This is a genomic window from Roseixanthobacter psychrophilus, from assembly GCF_043195195.1.
Classification (GTDB): domain Bacteria; phylum Pseudomonadota; class Alphaproteobacteria; order Rhizobiales; family Xanthobacteraceae; genus NCEH01.
In genome coordinates this window covers 39,252-61,211 of sequence record NZ_JBAFWT010000002.1, presented here as the reverse complement: position 1 = coordinate 61,211, position 21,960 = coordinate 39,252, and the positions used below count along the sequence as shown (strand labels likewise).

15 protein-coding genes are annotated in these 21,960 nt (G+C 63.8%); 7 read left to right on the top strand and 8 right to left on the bottom strand.

What is annotated here, in order from left to right:
- Positions 1 to 74: 74 nt before the first annotated feature.
- From V5F77_RS02535 to V5F77_RS02500, 8 genes are all read right to left on the bottom strand, one after another.
- A complete protein-coding gene (locus V5F77_RS02535) occupies positions 75 to 1,529 on the bottom strand; it encodes a hypothetical protein (RefSeq protein ID WP_429003749.1) in 1,455 nt (484 codons plus the stop codon).
- Positions 1,526 to 2,821 carry a KGGVGR-motif variant AAA ATPase gene (locus V5F77_RS02530; RefSeq protein WP_429003748.1) on the bottom strand — a complete coding sequence of 432 codons (1,296 nt, stop codon included), beginning with the start codon at positions 2,819 to 2,821 and terminating at the stop codon, positions 1,526 to 1,528. The genes V5F77_RS02535 and V5F77_RS02530 overlap by 4 nt, the downstream gene beginning before the upstream one ends.
- 2 nt (positions 2,822 to 2,823) lie before the next feature.
- Complete coding sequence (locus V5F77_RS02525; RefSeq protein ID WP_429003747.1) at positions 2,824 to 3,201, bottom strand: hypothetical protein; 378 nt, start codon at positions 3,199 to 3,201, stop codon at positions 2,824 to 2,826.
- Positions 3,202 to 3,538: 337 nt separating this feature from the next.
- Positions 3,539 to 6,169 carry an AAA family ATPase gene (locus V5F77_RS02520; RefSeq protein ID WP_429003746.1) on the bottom strand — a complete coding sequence of 877 codons (2,631 nt, stop codon included), beginning with the start codon at positions 6,167 to 6,169 and terminating at the stop codon, positions 3,539 to 3,541.
- Positions 6,166 to 7,296 carry a metallophosphoesterase family protein gene (locus V5F77_RS02515; protein ID WP_429003745.1) on the bottom strand — a complete coding sequence of 377 codons (1,131 nt, stop codon included), beginning with the start codon at positions 7,294 to 7,296 and terminating at the stop codon, positions 6,166 to 6,168. Before V5F77_RS02515 ends, V5F77_RS02520 begins: the two co-directional genes overlap by 4 nt.
- Entirely contained in the window at positions 7,293 to 13,304 is a 6,012-nt protein-coding gene (locus tag V5F77_RS02510) for a DUF3320 domain-containing protein (protein WP_429003744.1), read from the bottom strand. The genes V5F77_RS02515 and V5F77_RS02510 overlap by 4 nt, the downstream gene beginning before the upstream one ends.
- 354 nt (positions 13,305 to 13,658) lie before the next feature.
- Complete coding sequence (locus tag V5F77_RS02505) at positions 13,659 to 13,943, bottom strand: BrnA antitoxin family protein (protein WP_429003743.1); 285 nt, start codon at positions 13,941 to 13,943, stop codon at positions 13,659 to 13,661.
- The gene (locus V5F77_RS02500) at positions 13,903 to 14,175 is read right to left on the bottom strand and encodes a BrnT family toxin (RefSeq protein ID WP_429003742.1); all 273 of its coding nucleotides are present in this window, start codon (positions 14,173 to 14,175) and stop codon (positions 13,903 to 13,905) included. The genes V5F77_RS02505 and V5F77_RS02500 overlap by 41 nt, the downstream gene beginning before the upstream one ends.
- 417 nt (positions 14,176 to 14,592) lie before the next feature.
- Here V5F77_RS02500 and V5F77_RS02495 point away from each other — a divergent pair, with 417 nt between their 5' ends.
- The 7 genes from V5F77_RS02495 (at position 14,593) to V5F77_RS02465 (ending at position 21,881) form a co-directional block, all read left to right on the top strand.
- Positions 14,593 to 15,465 carry a hypothetical protein gene (locus V5F77_RS02495; protein ID WP_429003741.1) on the top strand — a complete coding sequence of 291 codons (873 nt, stop codon included), beginning with the start codon at positions 14,593 to 14,595 and terminating at the stop codon, positions 15,463 to 15,465.
- 102 nt (positions 15,466 to 15,567) lie between these two features.
- Positions 15,568 to 16,767: a site-specific integrase gene (locus V5F77_RS02490; RefSeq protein WP_429003740.1), complete on the top strand. Its 1,200-nt coding sequence runs from the start codon at positions 15,568 to 15,570 to the stop codon at positions 16,765 to 16,767.
- 55 nt (positions 16,768 to 16,822) lie between these two features.
- Complete coding sequence (locus V5F77_RS02485; protein ID WP_429004032.1) at positions 16,823 to 18,457, top strand: phage terminase large subunit family protein; 1,635 nt, start codon at positions 16,823 to 16,825, stop codon at positions 18,455 to 18,457.
- 5 nt (positions 18,458 to 18,462) lie between these two features.
- A complete protein-coding gene (locus V5F77_RS02480; protein WP_429003739.1) occupies positions 18,463 to 18,663 on the top strand; it encodes a phage head-tail joining protein in 201 nt (66 codons plus the stop codon).
- 1 nt (position 18,664) lies between these two features.
- The gene (locus V5F77_RS02475; RefSeq protein ID WP_429003738.1) at positions 18,665 to 20,146 is read left to right on the top strand and encodes a phage portal protein; all 1,482 of its coding nucleotides are present in this window, start codon (positions 18,665 to 18,667) and stop codon (positions 20,144 to 20,146) included.
- Between the two features lie 36 nt (positions 20,147 to 20,182).
- Positions 20,183 to 21,190 carry a head maturation protease, ClpP-related gene (locus tag V5F77_RS02470; RefSeq protein ID WP_429003737.1) on the top strand — a complete coding sequence of 336 codons (1,008 nt, stop codon included), beginning with the start codon at positions 20,183 to 20,185 and terminating at the stop codon, positions 21,188 to 21,190.
- Positions 21,191 to 21,227: 37 nt separating this feature from the next.
- On the top strand, positions 21,228 to 21,881 hold the full coding sequence (locus V5F77_RS02465) for a head decoration protein (protein ID WP_429003736.1): 654 nt from the start codon (positions 21,228 to 21,230) through the stop codon (positions 21,879 to 21,881).
- The last annotated feature ends 79 nt before the right edge of the window (positions 21,882 to 21,960 follow it).

Genomic DNA, 21,960 nt, shown 5'->3' with positions numbered 1-21,960 from the left:
TCCGACGTGAGGCGCTGGCAGCGCTGCGACGGAGCGCTGCCAGTATTTGCACGCAATGTGGTTTTGTTCCGCTGCTAGCGCGGTACAGGAACTCCGCCCTTGCGCTTGATCCGAGCGGCAACGCGGAAGAGGTCCGGCACATTGATCCGCCGATCCGGCCGCTCCTCGACGACATGTAGACGCTTTAGGGCGAGCAGCAGGCGTTCGTAGAAATCACGAATGTTGAGTGTAGGACTGGCGATCTCTGTCGGAATTCTTGGAACGTCGCTGCCATCAGTATCAAGTTGAGCGGTCAGCATCTTCTCGAGCTTCGCGCCCTTGAACTTTCTGAAAACCTCGGCCCGCTCGGCGGGCACGATCAACCCGTCGAGCGACTTCATCACCTCGCCTAGCCAAGGGTGATCCTCGGCCAGTTCGTTCACCCGGTTAGCGGAGGCGTCCTGCACGCTGTCGCGGATTTCCAGGTAGGATAGTGGCAGAGACGCGCCATCGTTCGTCCGCTCAGCAGCCCGCTTCAGCGCCATGAGAAAACTTCTCGGGCTCGCTTCGCCGCGGGCATCGGATAGGTGGCTCGGAAGCCAAGTGTAGGTCCGACCGCGGCGCACGCCGCCCATATGCTCTCCGGCCAAAGCCTCGAAGGCGCGCTGCTGGGCAGAGGGATCCGAATACAGAGCGGATTGGTCGACTTTAGGTACTAGGATCGACAGTGCGTCTTCGGCCTTCGCCGTGTCCAAATAACGAAACAACAGGGCATAGAGATCTACTGCAGCCCATTTCAAGCGCGCTGCGCTACCCTTGATCTTGGACGCATCCGGGAAGCGCCAAATTTCCTCGTCGTTGAAGAAGTCGCTACGCAAAAATACCTTGAATCGGATTGAAGAATAGGAGTCGCGAAGTTCGAGGCCAACTTCGAGAATGCCGCGGACCAGGCGACGAATGGCCCCCCAGTCCGTGCCGGCGATCCGGTCGAGCGCGTCAAAGACGATGAGCAACTTGGCCCCATCGCGACTCAGTGCGGTGTTGAACTTCGCGAGAAGACGCTCTTCCTCCTCTGCATGTGCATCCAACCAATGACAGGCGTCGGCCCAATCTTTGTCAGGTACGATCTCCGGTGGAAGCGGCGCGTCGAGCGATCGTGCGGCGGCTCGCAAGGTCACGAGCCGCCAGATGGTCTTGGCCGAAACATCCTTGAGGCTGGACGTCAGAATTTTCGCAGAAGGGTACTCTTCCCGCCCTCGAGCCTGAGCGAAGCCCAGCTCGACCCTCAGCTGATCCAGGCGAAGATTGGGGTAAGATAGGGCGGCGCGACGACGAGCATCGTCGAACGTCAGGATGGCGCTCCAGAAGGACTTGCCGACGCCGCGGTCCCCTTCAACGACCATTTCATCGGGATCAATCGCCTGCGCGTGCGATCGTGGAGTGATCAGCAGGTTGAGATCGGGTTCCTCGGTCGCCGACCACTGCGCGATCGTCGGCAAACCCCGGATCGCGGCGCGGACTTCGGAGACAGCGTCTGTTCGGGCGGTCATGGTTTCTGATCTAGCCCCAGCCGTTCGATGCACCAGCGCGTGAACGCGCCAAAAGCCGCCTCCGCTACCTCCGGATTCGTCTGCTCAGCGAATTCCAGCGGTTCGTATGTCTGATACCGCGGATCGAAGGCGATCAACACCGGATAGTGCGGCGCGTCGCTGTCATTGGGCGCGAAGTTGAACGCATCAAGATCGCCTGCATCGGATGCCTCGTCATAGAGTCCCTCCGCGAAGACGGTGGCGATCCGATCAAGGAAGCGGTCCGAGGCCACGACGTCACCCGGATTGGCGACCCGTCCGCGAATGGTCTTGAACCGAAGTCTCCAGTCATCCGCCTCGGGGTTGGTCGGCGCGAACCGCTGGAGGTACGTTAGTAGAGCCGAATAGGTGACGAACGACTGGTTGCTGTCCGCCATGAAGAGCAACACGTCCGCGCCTAGCGCGAGGAGGGGCGCAGCCGAGATCTCGGACAGGCCGGCGCGCGCATCGATGAGTACAGCGTCGTATCGCCGTGTCTCGCAAGCGCGTTCGATCAGCTCCGAAACGCGCTTCCCGAAGGTGGTGATCCTGCCGTCTTCCGGAGATTCCAGCAAAGATCGCGAAAGCTTGCCCAGGACGGTGCCGGGCGACTGGAAGCATCGCACTCCGAAGGCGGGAATAACATCGATCCGGCCTGAGTCTCGGGCGACCGGACTGGTTCCGATCAGATCGCGGAGCTTGGGCAGTTCGGCGTTGAGGCCCTGGATCGCGCGTTCGGCCAGCCAGTCGAGTGCACCAAACTCCGGCGTCAACTCGTCGGGCAACATCGCTTGGCCCAGACCCGGCGCCTCCAAGTCGAGATCGAGACAAAGCACCGAGCCCCCGCGCATCGCGATCTGCGTTGCGAGGACTGAGAGCGCCGTGGTTCGCCCCACCCCGCCTTTGATGCTGTAGAACACCAGTCGTGGCGGCTCCACAGCGACCGGCGCGGGGCTCAAAGTCCAGTCCACGCCGGAGAACCGACGCTCTACATATTTGATTCTTTGATGTCCCACCACCAGGAGTACGGGCTCAGAACTTGGCTGATCTAGGTGAACTAGCCGTCCGAACCTTGGCGCATAACGACCGAGATGCTCGCGTAGCGCTTTATCGAGGGCCTCCACCCGAGCTTCGTCGGCCGTCTCGGGGACAAAGACATGCAACTGGCCCTGACCGTCGCGGAGGTAGGTGACGTCCGCATCGGAACCCAGAAAGTCTTGGACCACTTTGATCGCGATGGGCAGGCTGTCGTCGTAGAAGACCGGATCAGCCATCGTCAAAGCCCCTGCATGAGTTTTAGCACCTGCTCCGCGTCGATACGCCATTGGTCAACCTGAACGGAGGGCGTGTACCCTGGGGCCGTATAGCGGTCGTGCACCGACCAGCCGGCAAACAGTCCGGGCAGCACCGCCAGGATGCGCTGCCCCTTGAGACCCGACAGATTGGCGATCGCCGCATCTCGAAGGTCTCTCTTGACGTCCGAATCGAAGTGCTTGGAGGGCCGGCTGCCGATTTCCTCCATGCAGACGGCCTTCACAGCGCACTCGCCGGCTATCCCGTAGTGATGGCCAGCATTGTCTAGCCGTGCCTGGTCCCGCAAGAGTTCGGCATCTTCGAAATGGCGATGCGCCGCGCTTAAAAAATCTTCAGCCATCAGTCTCAAGCCAGGTTCTCGTCTAAGGTAAAGGCACAGCCTGTGATCCGCCAGCTCCTCCTGCAATTCGCGCGTCTTTGCCCCATACCCCAATCCGCGCGTTGCAATGCACACGCGCATCGAACTGAAGCGACCTCGGACCACTGTCCAGGAGTTCGCGGATTGTCTAAAGACCATAATTGGTCAGACACGGTCTTGGCCCGTCGCTCTCGGAATCGCCTGAGAGCGTCCGTTTCAGACGTCGGCTATGGTCGTTTTGTCCCTTCGATCTCAGCCCGACTCTGAGATTAGCCCAATACGCGACACCCTCTAATTCGATCCAGTATGCCAGCCAACACTATGTGGATGCGGGCAGCCAGTCGGTCGCCGTCAGGACATTTCCTCCAAGCCTGGAGAAGGCACGCTGGCGGCAGGAGAACACGATGATCTGCTGGTCTCGCGACTGCCGGTGGAGCGCTGTGAACATGCGCTCAATTCGGTCATCGTCGGAATAGACTAAAGCGTCGTCGAGGATCACCGGAGCGGGGCGGCCGTCGCTCGCCAGAAGCCGGGCGAAGGCCAGCCGTGTCAGCACCGAGAGCTGCTCGCGCATGCCGCCGCTGAGCCGCTCGATCTCCTCTACTAGGCCGTTGCGCTGAACGGTGCACGGCAGCAGCGTATCTTCGTCGAAGGCCACATGGGCCTCCTCGAACAGCAGGCCCAGCAACGGGCGCAGCTCACGCAGCACAGGCTCGAAATAATGGTCCCGCGCGGCCGAACGCGCATCGGCCAAGGCACCCCTAAGCCGTGTGAGCGCCGCCACCTCCCGGGCGATACGCGCGACCCCGGCCTCCGCGGCGGCCTTCGCTTCACACGCCTCGCGCCAACGCTCTTCCACCGCGCCCTCCGCGCGTGCATGGATGCGGCCGTTCAGATCGGCAAGTTGCTCGCGCAACTGACCCCGCGTCTTTTCTGCCGCCTGCACGATGGAACGTATGCGCTCCAGCGCGGCCTCAACATTGCCGAGATCGGGCGCTGCCGCACGCAGCCGCGCCACACGCTCCGCGCTGGCCGCCGAGGGCCCTTCCGCTTCCGCGAGCTCATCGGCAAGCGCCGCCTCACGCAGGGCGCGGCTCCCCGGCGGTCCAAGCTCGGCCTCGGCGGCCTCGCGGGCGCCGGCCGCGGCGGCGAACTCCTTCTCGGCCTCGATCACTGCGCGGTCGGCCTCATCGCGCGCCGGTCGGGCGGCGCGAACCTCGTTACGCCGCACGTCGAGCTGTCGACGCGCGGCGTCATGGGCGCGCGTCGCCTCGTCCGGGTCGCCCTTAAGCTCAAGTTCGGTGACGTCGTGACAGGCGAGACGCGCTGCCTCCTCGCGCAACACGTCGATGCCGTCCGGCGCCAGCAACTTGAGGCTCTGGCGGGCGAGGTCGAGCCCTGCCTTCCTCTCCTTCGCGGAGGCCGCGCGCTGCCGTGCTTCGGCCAAATTGGCAACGCCGAGCCGTTCAAGCAGTCGCTGACGCTGCTCCTGTAGCGCCGGCAAAGCGTCGACACCCTCTCGCCGACCGGGCGAAAGAGTGAGCGTACCGATACCGGCAATGCTCACTCGGGCGACCGCTTCGAAGGTACGCTCCTCGCCATCTGCGAGTGGCCCGCGGTCGGTTGCCAAAGCGCCGGCAATCCCAGGCGCATAGTCGATCCGCAGCCGCGGCGCATGAGCGGTGGCGGCCGCCTTTAGCCCGGCGATCTCGACCTCGATCGCCTGCAGCGCCTCGACACCCTTGTCGGGAAGCACGAGCAGGCGCATTTGCATCTCGCCTTCTTCGATCTCGACTCGCGCCGCGTCCGCGCGGGAGATGGTCTGCTTGAGTACTTTCAGCCGGCCAAATGCCTCGCGAGTCCGGGCAGCGCGGGCGAGGCGCATACTCAGTTCCTGTGCCGCGCGCTCCGTCGCCTCGGCCGCTTCCGCCGCATGCTCTGCCGCCTCGGCTGTGTCGGCGGCGCGGCCTCGGCGCTCCTGTGCCTGCGAGCTCCGCTCCTGCGACGCCTCATAACGGATGAGTGCCTCGTTGGTGCGCGTGAGCAGCGTGTGCCACGCTTGAAGAGCGACGCGGGCGGCGATGTGGCGATTGCGATCGAGCGTTGCCTCGGCCTCGGCGCGCTCCAGCTCCACCTTGTGCGCCTTCGCTGCCTCATGGGCGCTCTCCGCGTCGGCGAGATCGCGGCGGAGCCGCTTCTCCTCTTCCGGCCGTTCGAGTCCGGCGAGGCGCTCGCGCATTGAGCGCCGCGCGTCGAGCGCCTTTTGCAGATCAGCTATCTCAATGGCGAGCCTTTGCTCCTCTGCGGCGAGTTGCGCATGTGCGTCGACGGCTGCGGCATAGACTTGGCCGGCCTTGGGCTTTCCGCTCGCCGTCACATAACGAGCCAGTTCCTCCTCGCAAGCGGCGAGCACCTCGGCCATCCGCCGCCCGCCGGTCAAGGCCTCCACCTCGCCTTGCACAGAGCTGAGCACGACCTCGCGCGCGCGCTTCTCTCCCTCCTCGTCGCCGCGCGTACGGCGCTCAAGCCCGGTCACACCCTGGCGCACCCAGAGCAATCCGGCCGGCCCGCCAGCACCGCCCTGCACGAGATCGGTGATCATCCGCTCCGCCTCGTCTGCCTGCGCCAGCAGCCGTCCCGAGCCGAGATCGGTGACAGCGGCGCGCCGCCCGCCATAATATTGTTTGGCAATGCGCAGCCGGCGCCCGTCTACCTCGACGTCGACTTCGATCAGCGGGTTACCGCTGCTATAGGGGCGCAACGCTTGCACCGCACCCGGCGTGCCCGAGTGGGGCTGGAAGAACAGCGCGTGCAGCGCGTCGAAGCAGGTCGACTTGCCGAATTCATTGGCCGCGCACAACACGTTCACGCCATCGCCGATCTCCTCAATGGCGACGCCGCGCCCGGCGAAACGCCGGACATTATGAAGTCTCAGTGCCCTCAGCTTCATCTCTGCTGCGCCGCCTCATAATAGCAGAACAACCGCACCAAAGCCTCGCTAGCGACCTCGCGTTCTGCCCGGGCCCGCTGCTCGTCTCGGCTCTCGGCGAGCAGCGCCTCCGCCGCCCGCCGCAGCGCGCCGGCGCGATCGATGAGATCGAGGTCGGCATTCTCCACGATCGTCGCCAGTCCGGTCACTTCCAACTCGGCAAGAGCGAATTCTGGTCCAACGGCGGAGAAGGCGGCGTCTAGCGCCGTACGGGAGGTCACCCGCAGCCGCCCCGAAGCGAGGATACGCAGCAGTGTCTGCCGACGCAGCGGCGCCGCTGGCAGCAATGAGGCAAGCATGGCTGATGCATCGTCTCTGTCGAGCAGGGCGAGCTCGGCGGTACGCCACTCGAAGCTGCCCGTTTCCATTAGATCGACTTGAGGCGGCGCACCTGGCCCGTCGACGGTGACCAGAAGGGCCCTTCCCGGTGCGCTGTGCTTGAACCGGTCTGGCTCCGGCGTGCCGCTGTACCAAGTGCGCTCACCGATCCGCATGGAGCCGTGCCAGTCGCCGAGCGCGAGATAGTCGAGCCCGGCCCGTGCCGCGCGGTCCGGCGCGATGATGTTGGCGCCGGTGGCTTCCTCAGAGAAGGTCTGGACTGGGCCATGGGCAAGGCCGACGCGTAGCGATCCTTCCGGTGTGACGGCGCCATCCATCCAATCGGTGAGGTCGCGGCCCGGTCGGCGAACATTGCACGGCGCTGGCAGCAGAACGAAGCCGGATTCCAGTGGCAACGGCGCCGTCTCGCTCGCCAGCGTTACGTTCGGCGGCAGATTGGCGCGGATTGCGTTCCACAATTCCTCGGCGAGTAAGCTGTCGTGGTTGCCGGGCAATAGAACCCAGCGCAGCGTCGCATGGCTCGCCATGACCGAGAGCGCCTGCCGCAGCACCGAAGAGCTGGGGGTCTCCGTGTCGAACGTGTCGCCCGCGAGCAGTACGATGCTTGCCCCGCTTTTGAGCGCGATTTCAGCGAGCCGGCCGATCACGGCGTGGCGCGCCTCGCGCAGCCGCCCGCGCAAGTCTTCCGGAAGATTGCCGAAGCGCTTGCCGAGATGCAGGTCGCCGCTGTGGAGGAAACGAAACGTCATTGCGACGGGCTGCTCCGCGTCAGATAAGTCCTTGCCCGTTCTATCGCTTCGTCGAGACGTGAGCGGGACACCGCTGCCAGCCTCTCCACGCCCAAGAGCCGCGCAAGGTCCAGGGCCGGGTCCGGCTGATCAAGCAGATCGCGATTCGTCACAGCGACGAAAGCTAGCTCCGCCAGCGCAATGTCGGCAATCGTCCGGCGGGAGGCGGCGTCGGTTGGGGTCCTATATTCGACAACTTCGGCTAAGCTGCCCTTCTTCCAGACAAAAATGCCGCTCGATTCCTGTGTGGCATCGGCGTCTCGGAGATGTAGGTCGACGCGCTCCCGTATTCTGCGTCCGGTTTGAAGCCATCCATGGGCGCGTGCAATCCTGTGCGCAAGAATATCGGCGCGGATCGGGCTCTCTTGCTCGATGACATGATCGATCATGGACCGCAATGTGTTGCGATAGTCCAGATCGTAATAGCGGTCCGGATCGGCGCCGAAGTGAGCGAGATCGGTGACGCGGTAGTACCCTCGTACGCTCGGTGCCGCTTCCCTAGCAGGGACTGCAGCTGGCTCGGCGTGCCGAAACGTTGCGTCCGGAACGGACGCGGTGGGGAAGGCAGATGGCTGTGTCAGGGCCGGCGTCACGAAGAGCTCGACAAGGTCCGCTTTCAATGTCGGCGGTGGCGGTGGAGGCTCCTCGGCAGACGGCGTTTCCTCGTCCGGCATCGGCTTTGCATTCTCGACCTCGTGCCCCATGTCCCAGCGGATGGTAACGTCGAGCGCCTCCTCCTGGCTGGTACGTCGCTCACGGTCCTTCTGAAGCAGGGCCTCTAGATTTGCATGAAGCCGCGCAGCGCAGCCTTCCGCATCGAACCACCAGTCGGTCGACCACACCCGCTCGATCTGCCAGCCGAGCCCGCGCAGCACCTGCTCGCGCACCTTGTCGCGATCCCGCGCAGTCGCCGAGCTGTGGTATGTCGCGCCGTCGCACTCGACGCCAGCGAGATAGGCGCCCTCCAGGTCGGGATGACGGATGCCGAGGTCGATCCGGAATCCGGAGATGCCGACCTGCGGCACGATCCGCCAGTTGCGGCGCCCCAACTCGGCCGCGACGGCTTCCTCGAAGGCGGAATCAAAGCCGCCGACTGATCCTTCATCCTGCGCCGGAAGCGCGATCGCGCCGCGATCGGCGTAGTCGAGGAAGGCCTTGAGGTGATGCACACCGAGCGCCCTGGTCGGGGACGGATCGATCTGGTCGGCGGTGAAGCCAGAAAAGACGATCAGCTCCTGCCGGGCGCGCGTCACCGCGACATTCAGCCTACGCTCGCCCCCATCACGGTTGAGGGCGCCAAAGCCCATCGTCCGTTTACCGGCTGCATCCTGCGCGAAGGTGATAGAGAACAGGATCACGTCGCGCTCGTCGCCCTGCACATTCTCCAAGTTCTTGACGATGATCGGTTCGATTCGGTCCTCGGAGAAGAACCATTCGATTGCCGTCTCCGCCCTGCGGGCCTGATCGAGCAGGTCCATGATGAGCGACTGCTGCTGAGTGTTGAAGGTGATAATGCCGAGGGTCGGGCGCGCCTTATCCTCCAGTTTGAGACACGCGCGCATGCGGGCGACGGCTTCGGCGACGACGGCCCGCGCCTCGACCGGATTGGTCCGGCTCTTGCCGCGGTCGTAGATACCGTCACTTACCTTGCGCAGATGCACAGCGCGGTCCTCGGCCGTCGGCGAGGGGAAGGTTATCAGCCGATTCTGATAGTAATAGTGATTCGAAAAGGCGATCAGTGACTCGCTGCGGCTGCGATAGTGCCAGCGAAGGTCGCGCACCGGGATGCCAGCGGCCTTGGCCTCGTCGAGGATGCTTTCGAGGTCCTTCTCGTGCTCGACGATTTCACCGTCATCTTCCTCGTTGCGGCCGAAAAAGTTGGTTGGGGGCAACTGCTTCGGATCGCCAACGATGATGGTCTGGCGCGCCCGCGCAATGGCGCCGACCGCATCCCAAGTAGTGATCTGCGAGGCCTCATCGAAGATCACCACATCGAAAAGCGCCTGGTCGGGAGGCAGATATTGCGCAATCGACAGCGGCGACATCAGCATGCACGGCGCGAGCTTAGGGAAGCTGATGGGCAACGCCCGGATCATGTCGCGGATCGAGCGGCTGGGGCGCTGAAGCTCCATCTGGGCGCGCAGCAGGCCGAGCTCGGAATTGCGCGGTACGCTCTGGACGGAAGGGAGCCCGTGCGCGAGCGCGCCGAGCACTCGATGGGTAGCGTGCGCCCGCACCAGATCGTCGATGTCACGGAATTCAGAGATTGCATTTTCGTGCTGGAAGCGGCGGAAATCTCGCAGCACCAGATCGGCATCCAGCGCGGCGGGGAGCCACCACCGCGCGTAGGCCAGCCGGAACGCCGATTGGGCTTTGTCGGGCGCTGTGTGCCCCTTCTCCAGGTCCTCGACCAGGGGAGCAAGCCCGCCGGCTACGGCGCGCTCCCGAGCACGGCACCTTGCGGTCCAGTCTCGAAGCAGATGTCGCGCCTCGATCAATTCGCCGAGCGAAGCCCGCAATCTGGCGAGACGCCCTTCCGATGCGCTCATGGCCGGCGTCTCGCCGGCCAGCTCGGAAAAGCTCTGCATCGCTGAACGGAACTGGCCGAGAGCTGTCAGAACCCGCGCAGCCGAGGTACGGATGCCTTCTCTCTGAGCCGTACCGGGGAGGATAGGCACGACCGCGCGCAGTATGGCGCGGAAATCTTCCTGGGCGAGATGCGGCATCTGCAGTGCGCCGCGGAGCCCCTCGGCGAGATCAAGGATACGGCCGAGCTGTCCGACATTGGTGTCGATGCCGGCAAAGGGCAGCGGCTTGCCAGCAAGCGGATTTTCCTCGGCGCGCTCCGCGCACTCCCTCATCGCACATAGCAGCGCAATGTCCTTCTCCGGTGCTGCCTCGCCCTCGATGACTTGTTCCTGAAGCTGCCTCTGCACTTTCTTCCGGCCGAGGGCGGAAGCTGGCCACATGGCGGCAACGGCACGGCGCCATTGCCCGTCGATAGCCTGCGGATCGATCTGGAAAAGGACATCAGCATGGTACCGTGCCGACAGCGTGCTCTCCGCCGCCCGATATCGCTCGATCGTCTCTCCGAGGTCGGTGAGCGCCGGCCGCATCCGCACGAAGTCATTGTCGGTGAGGATCGCGACATTGTGGCCCGCAGTCTCGTTCAACCATTTCGCCAGCCGCCAGAAGGCATCGAACTCTCCCTGTGCGAGATCGTCCCTCGAGTGCAGGCCGAGATCCGCCAGAAAGGCCGCCATGGCCTTGCCCAGCACATCGCTGGCATCACTGAGTGCGTCGGCGGCTGCTATAAGGCTTTCTTGCCACTGAGAGGTCCAGTCCGAGACGTCCACCATCTGCAAAGCCGGACTCATCCTTACCGAACTGAAGGTAAGCCCGACATCTCCAGCGATCTCGTCGAGTTCCGCCAGCGACGCCTCGTCGTGCTGCGCGCCCGCCGGCCATGACAGAGTAGGTGCGTGAACCTCGCGGTCGCGCAGCGCCAGCCCCATTGCCTGATAAGCGCTCCAGCCATTGGCATGGCGGCGGTGCAGCGCCTCGACATAGGCATTCAGCTCGTCGCGCCGGATCCGTAGGCGTTCATTGACCTCCGTCCATTGCGAAGCATCGATGCGCCCGCCGCTCTCCCAAGACGATTTGAGCTGTGCGAGGAAACGGCGGCGGTCAGCCTTGTTGGAGTGAAGTTCGAGGCAGCGCTCGCCGAGCCCGTGTTCGCGCAGTCGTCGGTATACAACGTCAAGCGCGGCCGTCTTCTCGGCCACGAACAGCACGCTCTTTCCCACAGCCAAGCAGTTCGCGATCATGTTCGCGATGGTTTGGCTCTTGCCTGTACCGGGAGGTCCGACGATGACGAAGTCGCGGCCCTCGGCTGCGGCAAGGCTGGCGGCGATCTGCGAGGAGTCGGCCGGCAGCAGGGTGACGATGTCTTTCGGCACATAGTGCCGGTCGAGTTCCTGCTCGCTGCGGAAGACATCGCCGCTAGCGGCCTGCTGGAAAAGCTGCTCCGGCGAATCGATGAGGTGACGGACGACGCGATTCTGGCGAAGTGCCTCAGTCCGCTCGACAAGATCCTTCCACATTAGGAACTTGGCGAAGGAGAAGGTGGAGAGTGCGATCTCGTCGACGACCTCCATACCCGGCACTTCCCGGATGGCCTGCCGCACCAGCGCGAGCAGGCGCGGCACGTCGACCCCGTTCTCGTCAGCCGGCAACTCGCCGGAAAACTGCGACAGCTTGAGCTTGAAGTCGCGTTCGAGGAATTGCAGCAAGGTTGCGTTGAAGCGCGGCTCATCCTCGTGGAACTTCAGCGTAAAGCGCGAGGTCGCGCTGCGGCGTTCCAGCTTTACCGGGACGAGGAGCAGCGGCGCGCGGTAGCTGCGCTCGTGCTCAGGCTTCTTCTTCCAGCGCAAGAAGCCGACTGCGAGGAAGAGCGTGTTGGTTCCGCCCTCAGCGAGATCGTTGCGCACCTGACGGTGAAGGTCGATCAGCCGCGCTTCCAACAAGCGAGCATCCAGCGGCGAGGACAGTTCGTCGCGCTGCAGCGCTTCGGCGGCGAAGCCTCTCTGCAGGTCGCGACCGTGGACATCGCGATAAAGGGCGGCGTCGCGCTCGCCGAGTGGGTTATGCGCCGGCAGCGAGATGAGATGAATCGCCGCCCCATGTGCGAGGCGGTCCTCGAGATAACCGACATCGGTGCAGAGGAAGGGCACAGACTTCTTGGAGTCCGGAAAATTCAGAAGTCTGTTACGGAGCGTGAGGTCGAGCAGCTTCTTCTGCCAACGGTCGATCCGCCCCGCGGCCGTGGTGGGCTTGACCTCCACCTCTTCGACAGGCAGCTCCGGCATGGTCGGCGCGCCTGGAAGCGGCAGTACGGCACCCGCGCCGGGCAGGTCCTCCTCGCTCGCGCCTCTGTTGATCGGCTGATGGGATGCCAGCGGCATGATGCCGCCGCTTCGGGAGCGGCGGATATCGACTGCGGCGACGAAGCCCGCCGACTCTTCCTGGTCGAGGCGCAGGCCGATCATGTGCTGTGCCGCCTCGAGAGTCATAGCCGGACGGTGGGTAACGCCGGTTGTTTCGAAAATGATGAGCTCGCGAGCCGCCAGCGCCTTGCGCACCTCGATCGGATCCGGCTCGATCGCATTCGACAAGGTCCGCTGCACCAGCCAGACCCCGACAGCCGCATGCCCCTGAAACAACAGCACCACGGGGTGAAGGCCGGCTGCCTCCAGCGCGGAAGCGAAGAGCAGCGAGGAGTCAAGGCAGGTGGCGAGCCGATCAGCGGCGACGGAGGCCGGGCGGCGGATCTTTTGCCCCCGGCTTTCGAAGCTCGCCGGTGGTTCCGCATAATGGAGCGCCATTCCGGCCACAGCGGAATAAATGGCCGCAGTCAGCATGAATGCGCGTTGCGGGCTGGCCGTCTGGTAGCCGTCGAGGCCGCTTGGATGGCCGTGCGCCGCCAGCCGGTCCGCCGCTATGCGCAGGACGGTCGCGACCGCCGGGTCATTAGGCATGACGAAGGCAGGTAGGAGCTGCGCCATGTCGAGGACGCCCCCCCATTCGTCCCTCGCCAGCAGCCGTACCGGACGACGTTCCTCGCAGAGCACACGCTCGCCCGAGAGGAGGCGCAGGGTGATCTCGCCGCGCTCGGCTTCGTTCAGGCCATCGAAGTATGTCGGGTCGAGATCGACCTTCCGATCGGAGAGCGCAAGCTCATCACCCGGGATGAGTCGCTCAATGGTCCACGTCTTCGCCCGAAGGAAAGCCGGCGAGGAAGTCAGCTCGAGGCGACACCGCTCGAAGGCTTCCGAGCCATGGTTCTCGATGATGATCGAACGCAGGACTGGGATAGCGTTCTGAAATGACGCGAAGGTGAAGCAGGGAGCCAGGTCGGCGCGGAGGAGGAGACGCACGGGCGCCGCGGAACTATCGTCGGTCGTCTCCATATTCCCCCCTGTAGCCCATATTCCCGGGCTTTATCCGCTTGATAGGCGCCGCGGCACTTAAATGCAGCCGATGATTGTGCGAAAGCGGCAAGACGAAGGCAAGGGCATAGAGAGGCATCGTCTCGACTGATCCAGCTTAATCGATGCAGGCGACACGTCCGCAAATTATCGCCAGCGTGAACGCGCGGCGGCCCTGCGGGCCTCTTAGGGTTCCGACCGTTCAATCCGGTACGGCAGGGCTCCACCCTCTTGTGACCGAAAGGTCAGATGATGGGCAAGGCAGCAGCGCCCTTCCATGAGAAGGAAGGACCATTGTGGGTCCACAAATCGAACAGCTGCGGTGCTTTGATCATCTCAGAGCCCAACTGCCTTGCGGAGAACTGCGTTCATCCGAGCTTGCCAGCCTGGCCCGGATTTGCGCAACGCCTCTAGTACGTCGACATCGAGCCGAACCGAGATCTGCTGCTTCGGGTGCTCGACGGGCGGGCGGCCACGCGGACGGGAAAGCGTGCCCCTCGCCTGTCGAACGACTTTGCCGCCCACAGCCACCTCGGCGCGCGCGAGCTGTTCCTCGGTCCATTCCGGGGCGTCGTCAGGATCAATCAAGGTGGGCGGCGACTTTGCGTGCTTCGCGTTCATGGCAGTGCCTCATTGAAATGACGTGCCGCGCCTCACCGCGCGGTGTCCAAACCACCATCACCACGCGACCTGCAAGCCACCCATAGGTTTGATACCGGGTTTCGCCGTAGTCCTGCCGATCATCTTCGAGAGTCAGGGTGGTGCCGGCGAACACCTCGGATGCGTCCATGAAGTCGATGCCCCGGTGCTCCAGGGTCCAAGTGCGCTTCGCGGGATCGCAGGTGATGTCCATGCGCAATTGCGTATCACGTTAAATCGCGCAATGGAATATATGTATCACAAAAAATAAGCATGGCGAGCGCGTTCAGCGGCTTGAAAGCCGCCGCGAACGCGTGCATCGTTGAATTGGAGCCTGAGAACTCTCGCGATGGGCCCTTGCCGGGGTTTGCATCGCAATCACAGAGCGTTGGTAGCATCCCTTGCCGGGGATGAGAGCCATCGAAAAGACGACGCGCCCACGCCGTGGGTGTGACCGGCGAACTATGCCGGGAGTGCCACGGCTATACAAGAGCCTTCGGGTGAAGGCCGTGGCGCACGTTCTCTGTGACGTGTTCTCAGACTCCCGGTGCCAGCCTGCTGCTGGCGTTGGTCCCGCCTCGATGGTGGGACCCCGGCCCTGAGAAGCCGGATCGGTCACAGAGCAAAACTCATGAACATGCACGTCCTAGGCGGGCCGCGCCTGCGCAAGAATGATCTTGTCGCCGCGTCCGATGAACCTCGTATCGCAGACCTAACCCTGGCCCAACGCCTGGGCTTCGAAAAACCCCACAACATCCGCCGGCTGATCGATCGGAACCGCGCTGAGTTGGAGAGCTACGGCGCGCTCCTGCCGAATATTCTCCGCGGTGGAGAAAAAAGGACGAGGGGCCGGCCGGGCGCAGGCTGGCTTTTGAATGAGGGGCAGGCGCTGGTAATTTGCGCCCTCTCGCGGACACCGGTTGCCGCCGCTGTGCGACAGGAGCTGGTGCGTGTTTTCATGCTCTTCCGGTGCGGGTGCCCGGTAACGCTGATGGAGACACAGGCCCTGCGGGACCTCTGCGAATTAGCTCACGTTTTCACCCAGGGGCCACGCCGGTTTTTGCTGGCACCGGTCACTTCCGCCATTCTCGACGCGCTCGCCGCCTTCCAGGCGCTGGATGAAGACGCAGAGGAATCCGACGAGGGTGGAAACGACGATGAGCAGGAGGACGACGATCTAGACACCAAGGAAGGGGAGACGGACGAAGATCGCGAGCCAGTGGGATGGGCCAGCGATCCCGACCAGTCGCATCTCGGCTACTCCAGCCTGGACGACGAGGAGCCGTCGCTGGGCGCCACGGAAAACCTCCAGCCGCCCCTTTGGTTTCTTCCGGCCATCGGCAGTACGAAGCGCATCGCCTTCGGCTCACAGGAGCATTGGGGCGACCACCGCGGTATGGCGGATGCAGAGGGACCGGATGAGGATCTGGAGCCCGACTGGGATGCCGAGCTCGAGGAAGATCACGGCATCGATGACGTTCCGCACGACGATGCCCGTATCTGAAATAAGCCCGGCCGCACCGGGAGCTTCGGCCTAGCCGACGGCTCATCGAAGGCCCGGCCGCGCTGGTGGCCGGGCACCCAACCTCATTTAGGAGCCTTGAACATGGCAAGCGTCAGCAAGCGAGAGTGGACGCACAAGGGCGAAACCAAGAGCGCATGGATCGTCCGATATTTTGATGCGAAGCGTCGGCATTGTCAGAAGACATTCGAAAAGAAGAAGGACGCTGATAAATTTCGGCTGAAAGTTGAAATTGAGTTAGAGAAAAATAGACACATCTCATCGACTGACGAAAGGACGGTAAATGCGATATGCGAAGCTTTTCTGAGATCTATTGAAGACAGGTTAGAAGATGGACGTATGGGAAGAGGAACTCAGAAGAATTACAAAATATCCATCGAAAAGGGTGTCATTCCATATTTTGGAAAAATGAAAATCAACGAGATCACCTTTGCGCATGTCGAAGGATTCTACAAGGAGATGATAAAAAATCGGGGACTGCATCCGACGACGGCTCGGATGCGCCTCACCAAATTTAGAAACGTGTGCCAGTTCGCTATAAAAAGAGGAGCGATGGCGCAAGAGCCGGTCACTGCTTTCTTGCAGGATCTGCGCGGCGCGAAGGAGACCACTGTCAGAACATTCACGCAAGACGAACTTGTTAGGCTATTGAAACAACTGGAAATTAAGCGGAGACACCAGCGTGAGCGCTGCCATCTCCGGCTAAAATGCTATGTTCATCTCGCTGTCTTCTGCGGGTTGCGGTTCGGTGAAATCTCAGGCCTTACCCTTCCGTGCATCAACATTGATGACCGCGTTGTGCACGTGCGTCACAGTCTGACCGACTTTGATGAACTGAAGGCGCCCAAAACGCGAGCCGGGGTTCGCGATGTCCCCATGCCCTCCCATGTTGCGAATTTGCTGTCTGAATGGCTTCAGCAATTCGCGGTCGGGAACGAACGAGGGCTCATTTTCCGACAGAAGTCCGGCACGATGCACTCACCATCGAATTTTCACCGTGGCGATTGGAGGCCGCTTCTGCGGCTATCGGGATTGCTGGCAGACGGTGAGGAGGTTCTGCACTTTCATGCCCTGCGCCACTTCGCGGCAAGCTGGTGGATCAGCCAAGGCATCGGCATGATGGAGGTGGCTTCGCTGCTTGGGCATCGCACCTTCAACACGACGCTACAGACATACGCCCATCCCGTGATTGGTGGCCACCGGCGGAGGGAGATGACCGATCTCGCTGCGATTCAGCTCCTGCCGCCCCCTGCCTTGGATCTAAAGCCGACGCACGTCCAGTGAGAACGTCTTTCGCAAGGGTTGCGCAAATGTCGCTAAACCATTGTAAAGGCAGGGCCTGAATTATCCGACGTCCATCCTGGTGGTCCAGCCCACCGTTGAGATGGCCGAGGCCTGGAGCACCGACCGGCTCGCGCCGATGGTTCGGGATTCTCCTGCTCTGACCGGCCTGATCGCCGACCCGAAGTCGCGGAACTCCGGCAACAAGATCCTGCACAAGCAGTTCCCGGGCGGACAGGTGGATATGGTCGGAGCGAACGCGCCATCCGGCCTTGCCTCCCGGCCGAAGCGGGTCGTGCTCTACGACGAGGTGGATCGGTATCCGGTTTCCGCCGGCACCGAAGGTGACCCCATCAGGCTGGCCCGCAAGCGTCAGACCACCTTCTGGAACCGCAAGACCATCGGGGGCTCCACCCCGACGCGCAAAGGTTTCTCGCGCATCGAGCGCGAATATGAGCGGTCCGACATGCGGGTCTGTCACGTCGCCTGCCCCTATTGCGATGTGTTCCAGCCGCTGCGTTGGGAACAGGTGAAATGGGACAAGGCCGAGGACGGGAAACACCTGTTCGACACCGCCCATTATCAGTGTGAAGGCTGCGGCGAGCTGTGGACCGAGGGTGACCGGCTCGCCGCGATCGACAATCGAAAGTGGGTGGCGACGCGGCCGTTCGAAGGGATCGCTGGTTTCCGCTTCAACGCGTTGTATTCCAAGCTGCTCGAAGACGGGCTTGCCGGCCTGGTGCGGGAATTCCTCGACTGCCGGAAATCCCCCGAGCTACTGCAGACCTTCGTCAACACGGTCCTCGGAGAGTCGTGGGAGGAGCAAGGAGAGGGCCTGGACCCGAACGGGTTCATGCACCGGCTGGAACTGTTCGACCATGACACCCTGCCGGACTCCTGCCGGCTGGTGACCATGGGGGTGGACGTCCAAGGCAATCGTCTCGAAGCGCAATGGATCGCGTGGGGCGAGGGCGAGGAAAGCTGGCCCTGCCGATACGAGGTGATCCTTGGCGATCCTTCGCAGCCGGATGTCTGGGCCAAGCTCACCGACATGCGCCGTGAAGTGCTGGTGGCGGACACCGGCCGGCCGATGCGCGTGAAAGCCTGCTGCATCGACATGGGCGGGCACCACACCGCGCAGGTGCTCAATTACGCAAAGGCCTACCGCCGAGAGGGGGTGTACGCAACGAAGGGCATGAGCGGGCCGCGGCCGATCTGGCCGAAGCGTGGCACCAGGTCGAAGACCCATTCGCTGCAGTTTTACGCTATCGGCGTCGATACCGCGAAGGACGCCATCTATGGGCGCTTGAAGATCCGGCTCGGCGACGGTGAAGAGATCCGCCCGGGCTATGTCCATTTCCCAGCGGCCGACGGATTCGACGCTGAATATTTCGCACAGCTCACCGTCGAGAAGGTGCTGACCCGTTTCCGCGAGGGTCGCCCGTACCGCATCTGGGAATGCCCCAAAGGTGCGCGCAACGAGGCGCTCGACACGTTCGTGCTGGCGATGGCCGCGCGCCTGTCCACCAACATACGGCTTGATCGTCCGCCGGCGCCGGAGCGCGCCAGCAGGTCCAGGCCGGCGCCCAGGCAGGACGGCGCGCCGGCACCGACACCGCCTCCGCCGCAAGCTGCAACCAAGGGCCCGACGAAGCGCCGATCGCGCGTCGCGCCGTCCTCCTACATGGGGTGACCGTCATGGCCTACACCACCGAACAGCGCGAGGCCCTGCGAGAGGCGATCGCGAGCGGCGCGACCGAAGTCACCTATGACGGGAAGACCGTCAAATACCGCTCGCTGAACGACATGCGCTCGGTGCTCGACATCATCGACCGCGACCTGTCGGCCACGCCGCGCCGCAGCCGGTCGCTGCGCGCCGTGTCGAACAAGGGTCTCTGAAATGCTGGAAGGTCTGTTCTCCCGGTTTCGGGGAACGCCGAAGGCGCGCGCGCCCGCATCCGGCACGGGCCTGGAAGCGGGGCAGTATCAGCGTCGCCTCTCCGGGTTTTTGCCCAGCCGCCAGCACGTCAATACGCTGGTCCAGTCGTCCGGCGACACCGTGCTGGCGCGCTCGCGCTACCTTGCGCGGAACAACCCCTACGCCGCGAACGCGGTCGAGGTGTTCTCGGCCGCCCTGGTGGGCTACGGCATCAAGCCCGCCTGGCTGCAGAAAAAAAGCAAGCTGAAGAGCGCGGGCCAGCAGCTCTTCAAGGACTGGACCGACGATGCCGACGCCGAGGGGCTGACAGATTTCTACGGCCTGCAGCGGCGGGTCGCGCGGGAACTCTTCATCGCGGGCGAATGCTTCGTGCGCCGACGCCCCCGTTATCTCTCGGACGGCTTCGCCGTGCCACTGCAGATCGAGGTCATCCCATCGGAGATGTGCCCGATCCAGCAGATCGCTATCACGCCCTCCGGCGGAAACGTGATCCGGCAGGGAATTGAGTTCGACCGCGTCGGCCGGCGCGTTGCATATCACTTCTACCGCCGCCATCCCGGCGACGTGACGCAGGACCCGAACCCGGACACGGTGCGGATTCCCGCGTCCGAAATCCTGCACGTGTTCGACCCGGTCGAGGCCGGGCAAATTCGCGGGCTTCCGCGGCTCACGCCCGCAATCGTCGCGCTCTGGTCTCTCGACGCATACGACGACGCCGAGCATGAGCGGAAGAAGACGGCGGCGATGTTCGCCGGTTTCATTCGCAAGCCGGCCAATGGCGAAGTCGGCCTCGACATCGAAGACGACGGGAGCGCCGCTCCCCCGCTGGTGGCGCTGGAACCCGGCACCCTGCAGATTCTGGAAGAGGGTGAGGACATCACCTTCTCCACGCCGGCCGACGTCGGCGGCGCCTATGAGGCGTGGCAATATCGCGCCCTGACCCGCATCAGCGCCGCCCTGGGCCTTCCCTACATGGCGCTAACCAGCGACATGGTGAAGTCGAACTACAGCAACAGCCGCCAAGCGCTGGTCGAATTCCGCCGGCGGATCGAGGCGATCCAGCACAGCGTCATGGTCTTCCAGTTCTGCCGCCCGGTGTGGCGCTGGTTTCTCGATGCCGCCGCCCTATCCGGCGCGTTGAAGATGCCCGGCTATGCCACGGCCCCGCGCCAGTACCTCGGCGTGAATTGGATTACGCCGCGGTGGGAGTGGGTCGATCCCTACAAGGATCGGCAGGCGGAAGTCTTGGCCATCAAAAACGGGTTCCGCGCCCGGTCGCAGACGATCGAGGCCGAAGGCGAAGACCCGGAAGAGGTCGATCAGCGCATTGCTGACGATGCCAAGCGCGCAGCCAGCCTCGGCCTCACCTTTCCCGACGTGCCCGGCATCGCCGACCCCAGCCTGATGCCGAAGGAAGGCCAGCAGGATCGCATCGCCGCCTGAGACCCGGCCTGCCGGACTCCAGAACAGGAAGCTTCCATGCCCAAAAATCTGCTGGTCGATAGCGAGATGGTGCTCTACGGGCCCGTCGGCGGCGTCTTCTGGGACGACGAGATCGGCTTCACCGCGCGCGACGTCCTGCACACGATGGCGGGCATCGAAGGCGACATCCAGGTGCGCCTGAACAGCGGTGGCGGAAATGCCTGGGACGGCATCGCCATCTATAATGCCCTGCTCGCCCACGACGGCAAGGTGACCATCATCGTGGATGCCATCGCGGCATCGGCGGCGTCCATCATCGCGATGGCGGGCAAGGAGATCGTCATGCGGGGCGGCGCCCTGATGATGATCCACGACGCGTCCGCCAACAGCTCCGGCACCGCCGACGATCTAGAAAAATCCGCCGAGATGCTGCGCAAGCTCGATGGCCAGATGGCAGGCATCTACGCGCGCCGCACGGGAACGGGCCGCGATGAAATCGCCAGCCTGATGAAGGCGGAGACTTGGCTGACCGCCGCGGATGCGGTCGACAAGGGATTCGCCACCAGCTCGGACGAGACGGCCGCAGCCGATGCGTCGGCTTCCGCCTACGACTACCGGCTGTATGCCCACGCGCCCGAACACCTTCGCGCCGCGGCACGCGCCCTCACCCCTTTCGTCCCCCGTCCCGCGGCGGCCGCCGCAAACCAGGAGGTCAACATGACCGAGAAGACCCAGGCGGAGATCGACGCCGCTGCCGCGGCTGCTGCTGCCGCTGCTGCTGCCGCTGCCGCCAACCCTGCGCCCACCGCCGACACCTACACCGCCGCAACGGCGGCCGCGGTGCTGGAGCTCTGCGCGATCGCCGGCGTCAGTTCGGTCGTCGCATCCCAGATGGTCACGGCGAAAACGCCGCTCGACCAGGTGCGCGCGGATCTGGCGAAACGCGCCGCTGAGGCGGCCGACAAAGAAATTCTCGATGCGGCCCGCGCGCCCAAGGCGAGTGGCTCCGGTTGGGACGAAGTGACCGCCGAGGTGAACCGCCGATACGGCGTCGCCCAGAAGTGAACCGCCGGTATAGCCGCCGGATTGAAGGAGCATCACCATGACCACGCTGACCGAAACCCTTCATGCGGGTGGCTTCCTGCTTTCGGAACTGCCCGACTTCATGTCCCGCGAAGCGATCGTCATCGCCGCGAGCCAAACCCTCGTTGCCGGACACGTGCTCGGCAAGACGGCTACCGACACGGGCGTCACCGCGACCGCGGCGCCGGTCGCTGGGAACACCGGAAACAGCACCATCGCGATGGCGAATCCGGCCGTCTCTTCCAAGGCGAAGAACGGCAAATACCGCGGCGTCCATCTGACCGCCACGACCGTGCGCTGGGAAGATCCCAACGGCGTCGAGATCGGGCAGTCCACGCACGGCGCGGCCTTCAACAAGGAAGTCAAGTTCACGATCACCGCCGGCGGCACGGCGAATGTCGTGGGCGATGCCTATGAGATCACGGTCGGCATCGAGGATGCTGATGAGGTCTACAAGGGGTTCGACCCGACGGCCACGGACGGCAGCGAGGTCGCCGTTGCGATCCTCTGGGATGGCGTGACGACGGGTGCAGGCGAAACCGCGCGCGCCACTGCCATCGTCCAGATCGCGGCTGTCACCGATGGCGATCTCACCTGGCCCGACGACATCACCGCTATCCAGAAGGCGGCCGCCATCGCGGACCTGAAGCGGGCCCGCATCACCGTTCGCTAACCCCGGCGGCGCGGCGCGCCGCCCGCCCATCTCGCCCTTGGGCAAGGCGCGCGCCGCAATTCGGCATCTCCCCAGGAGC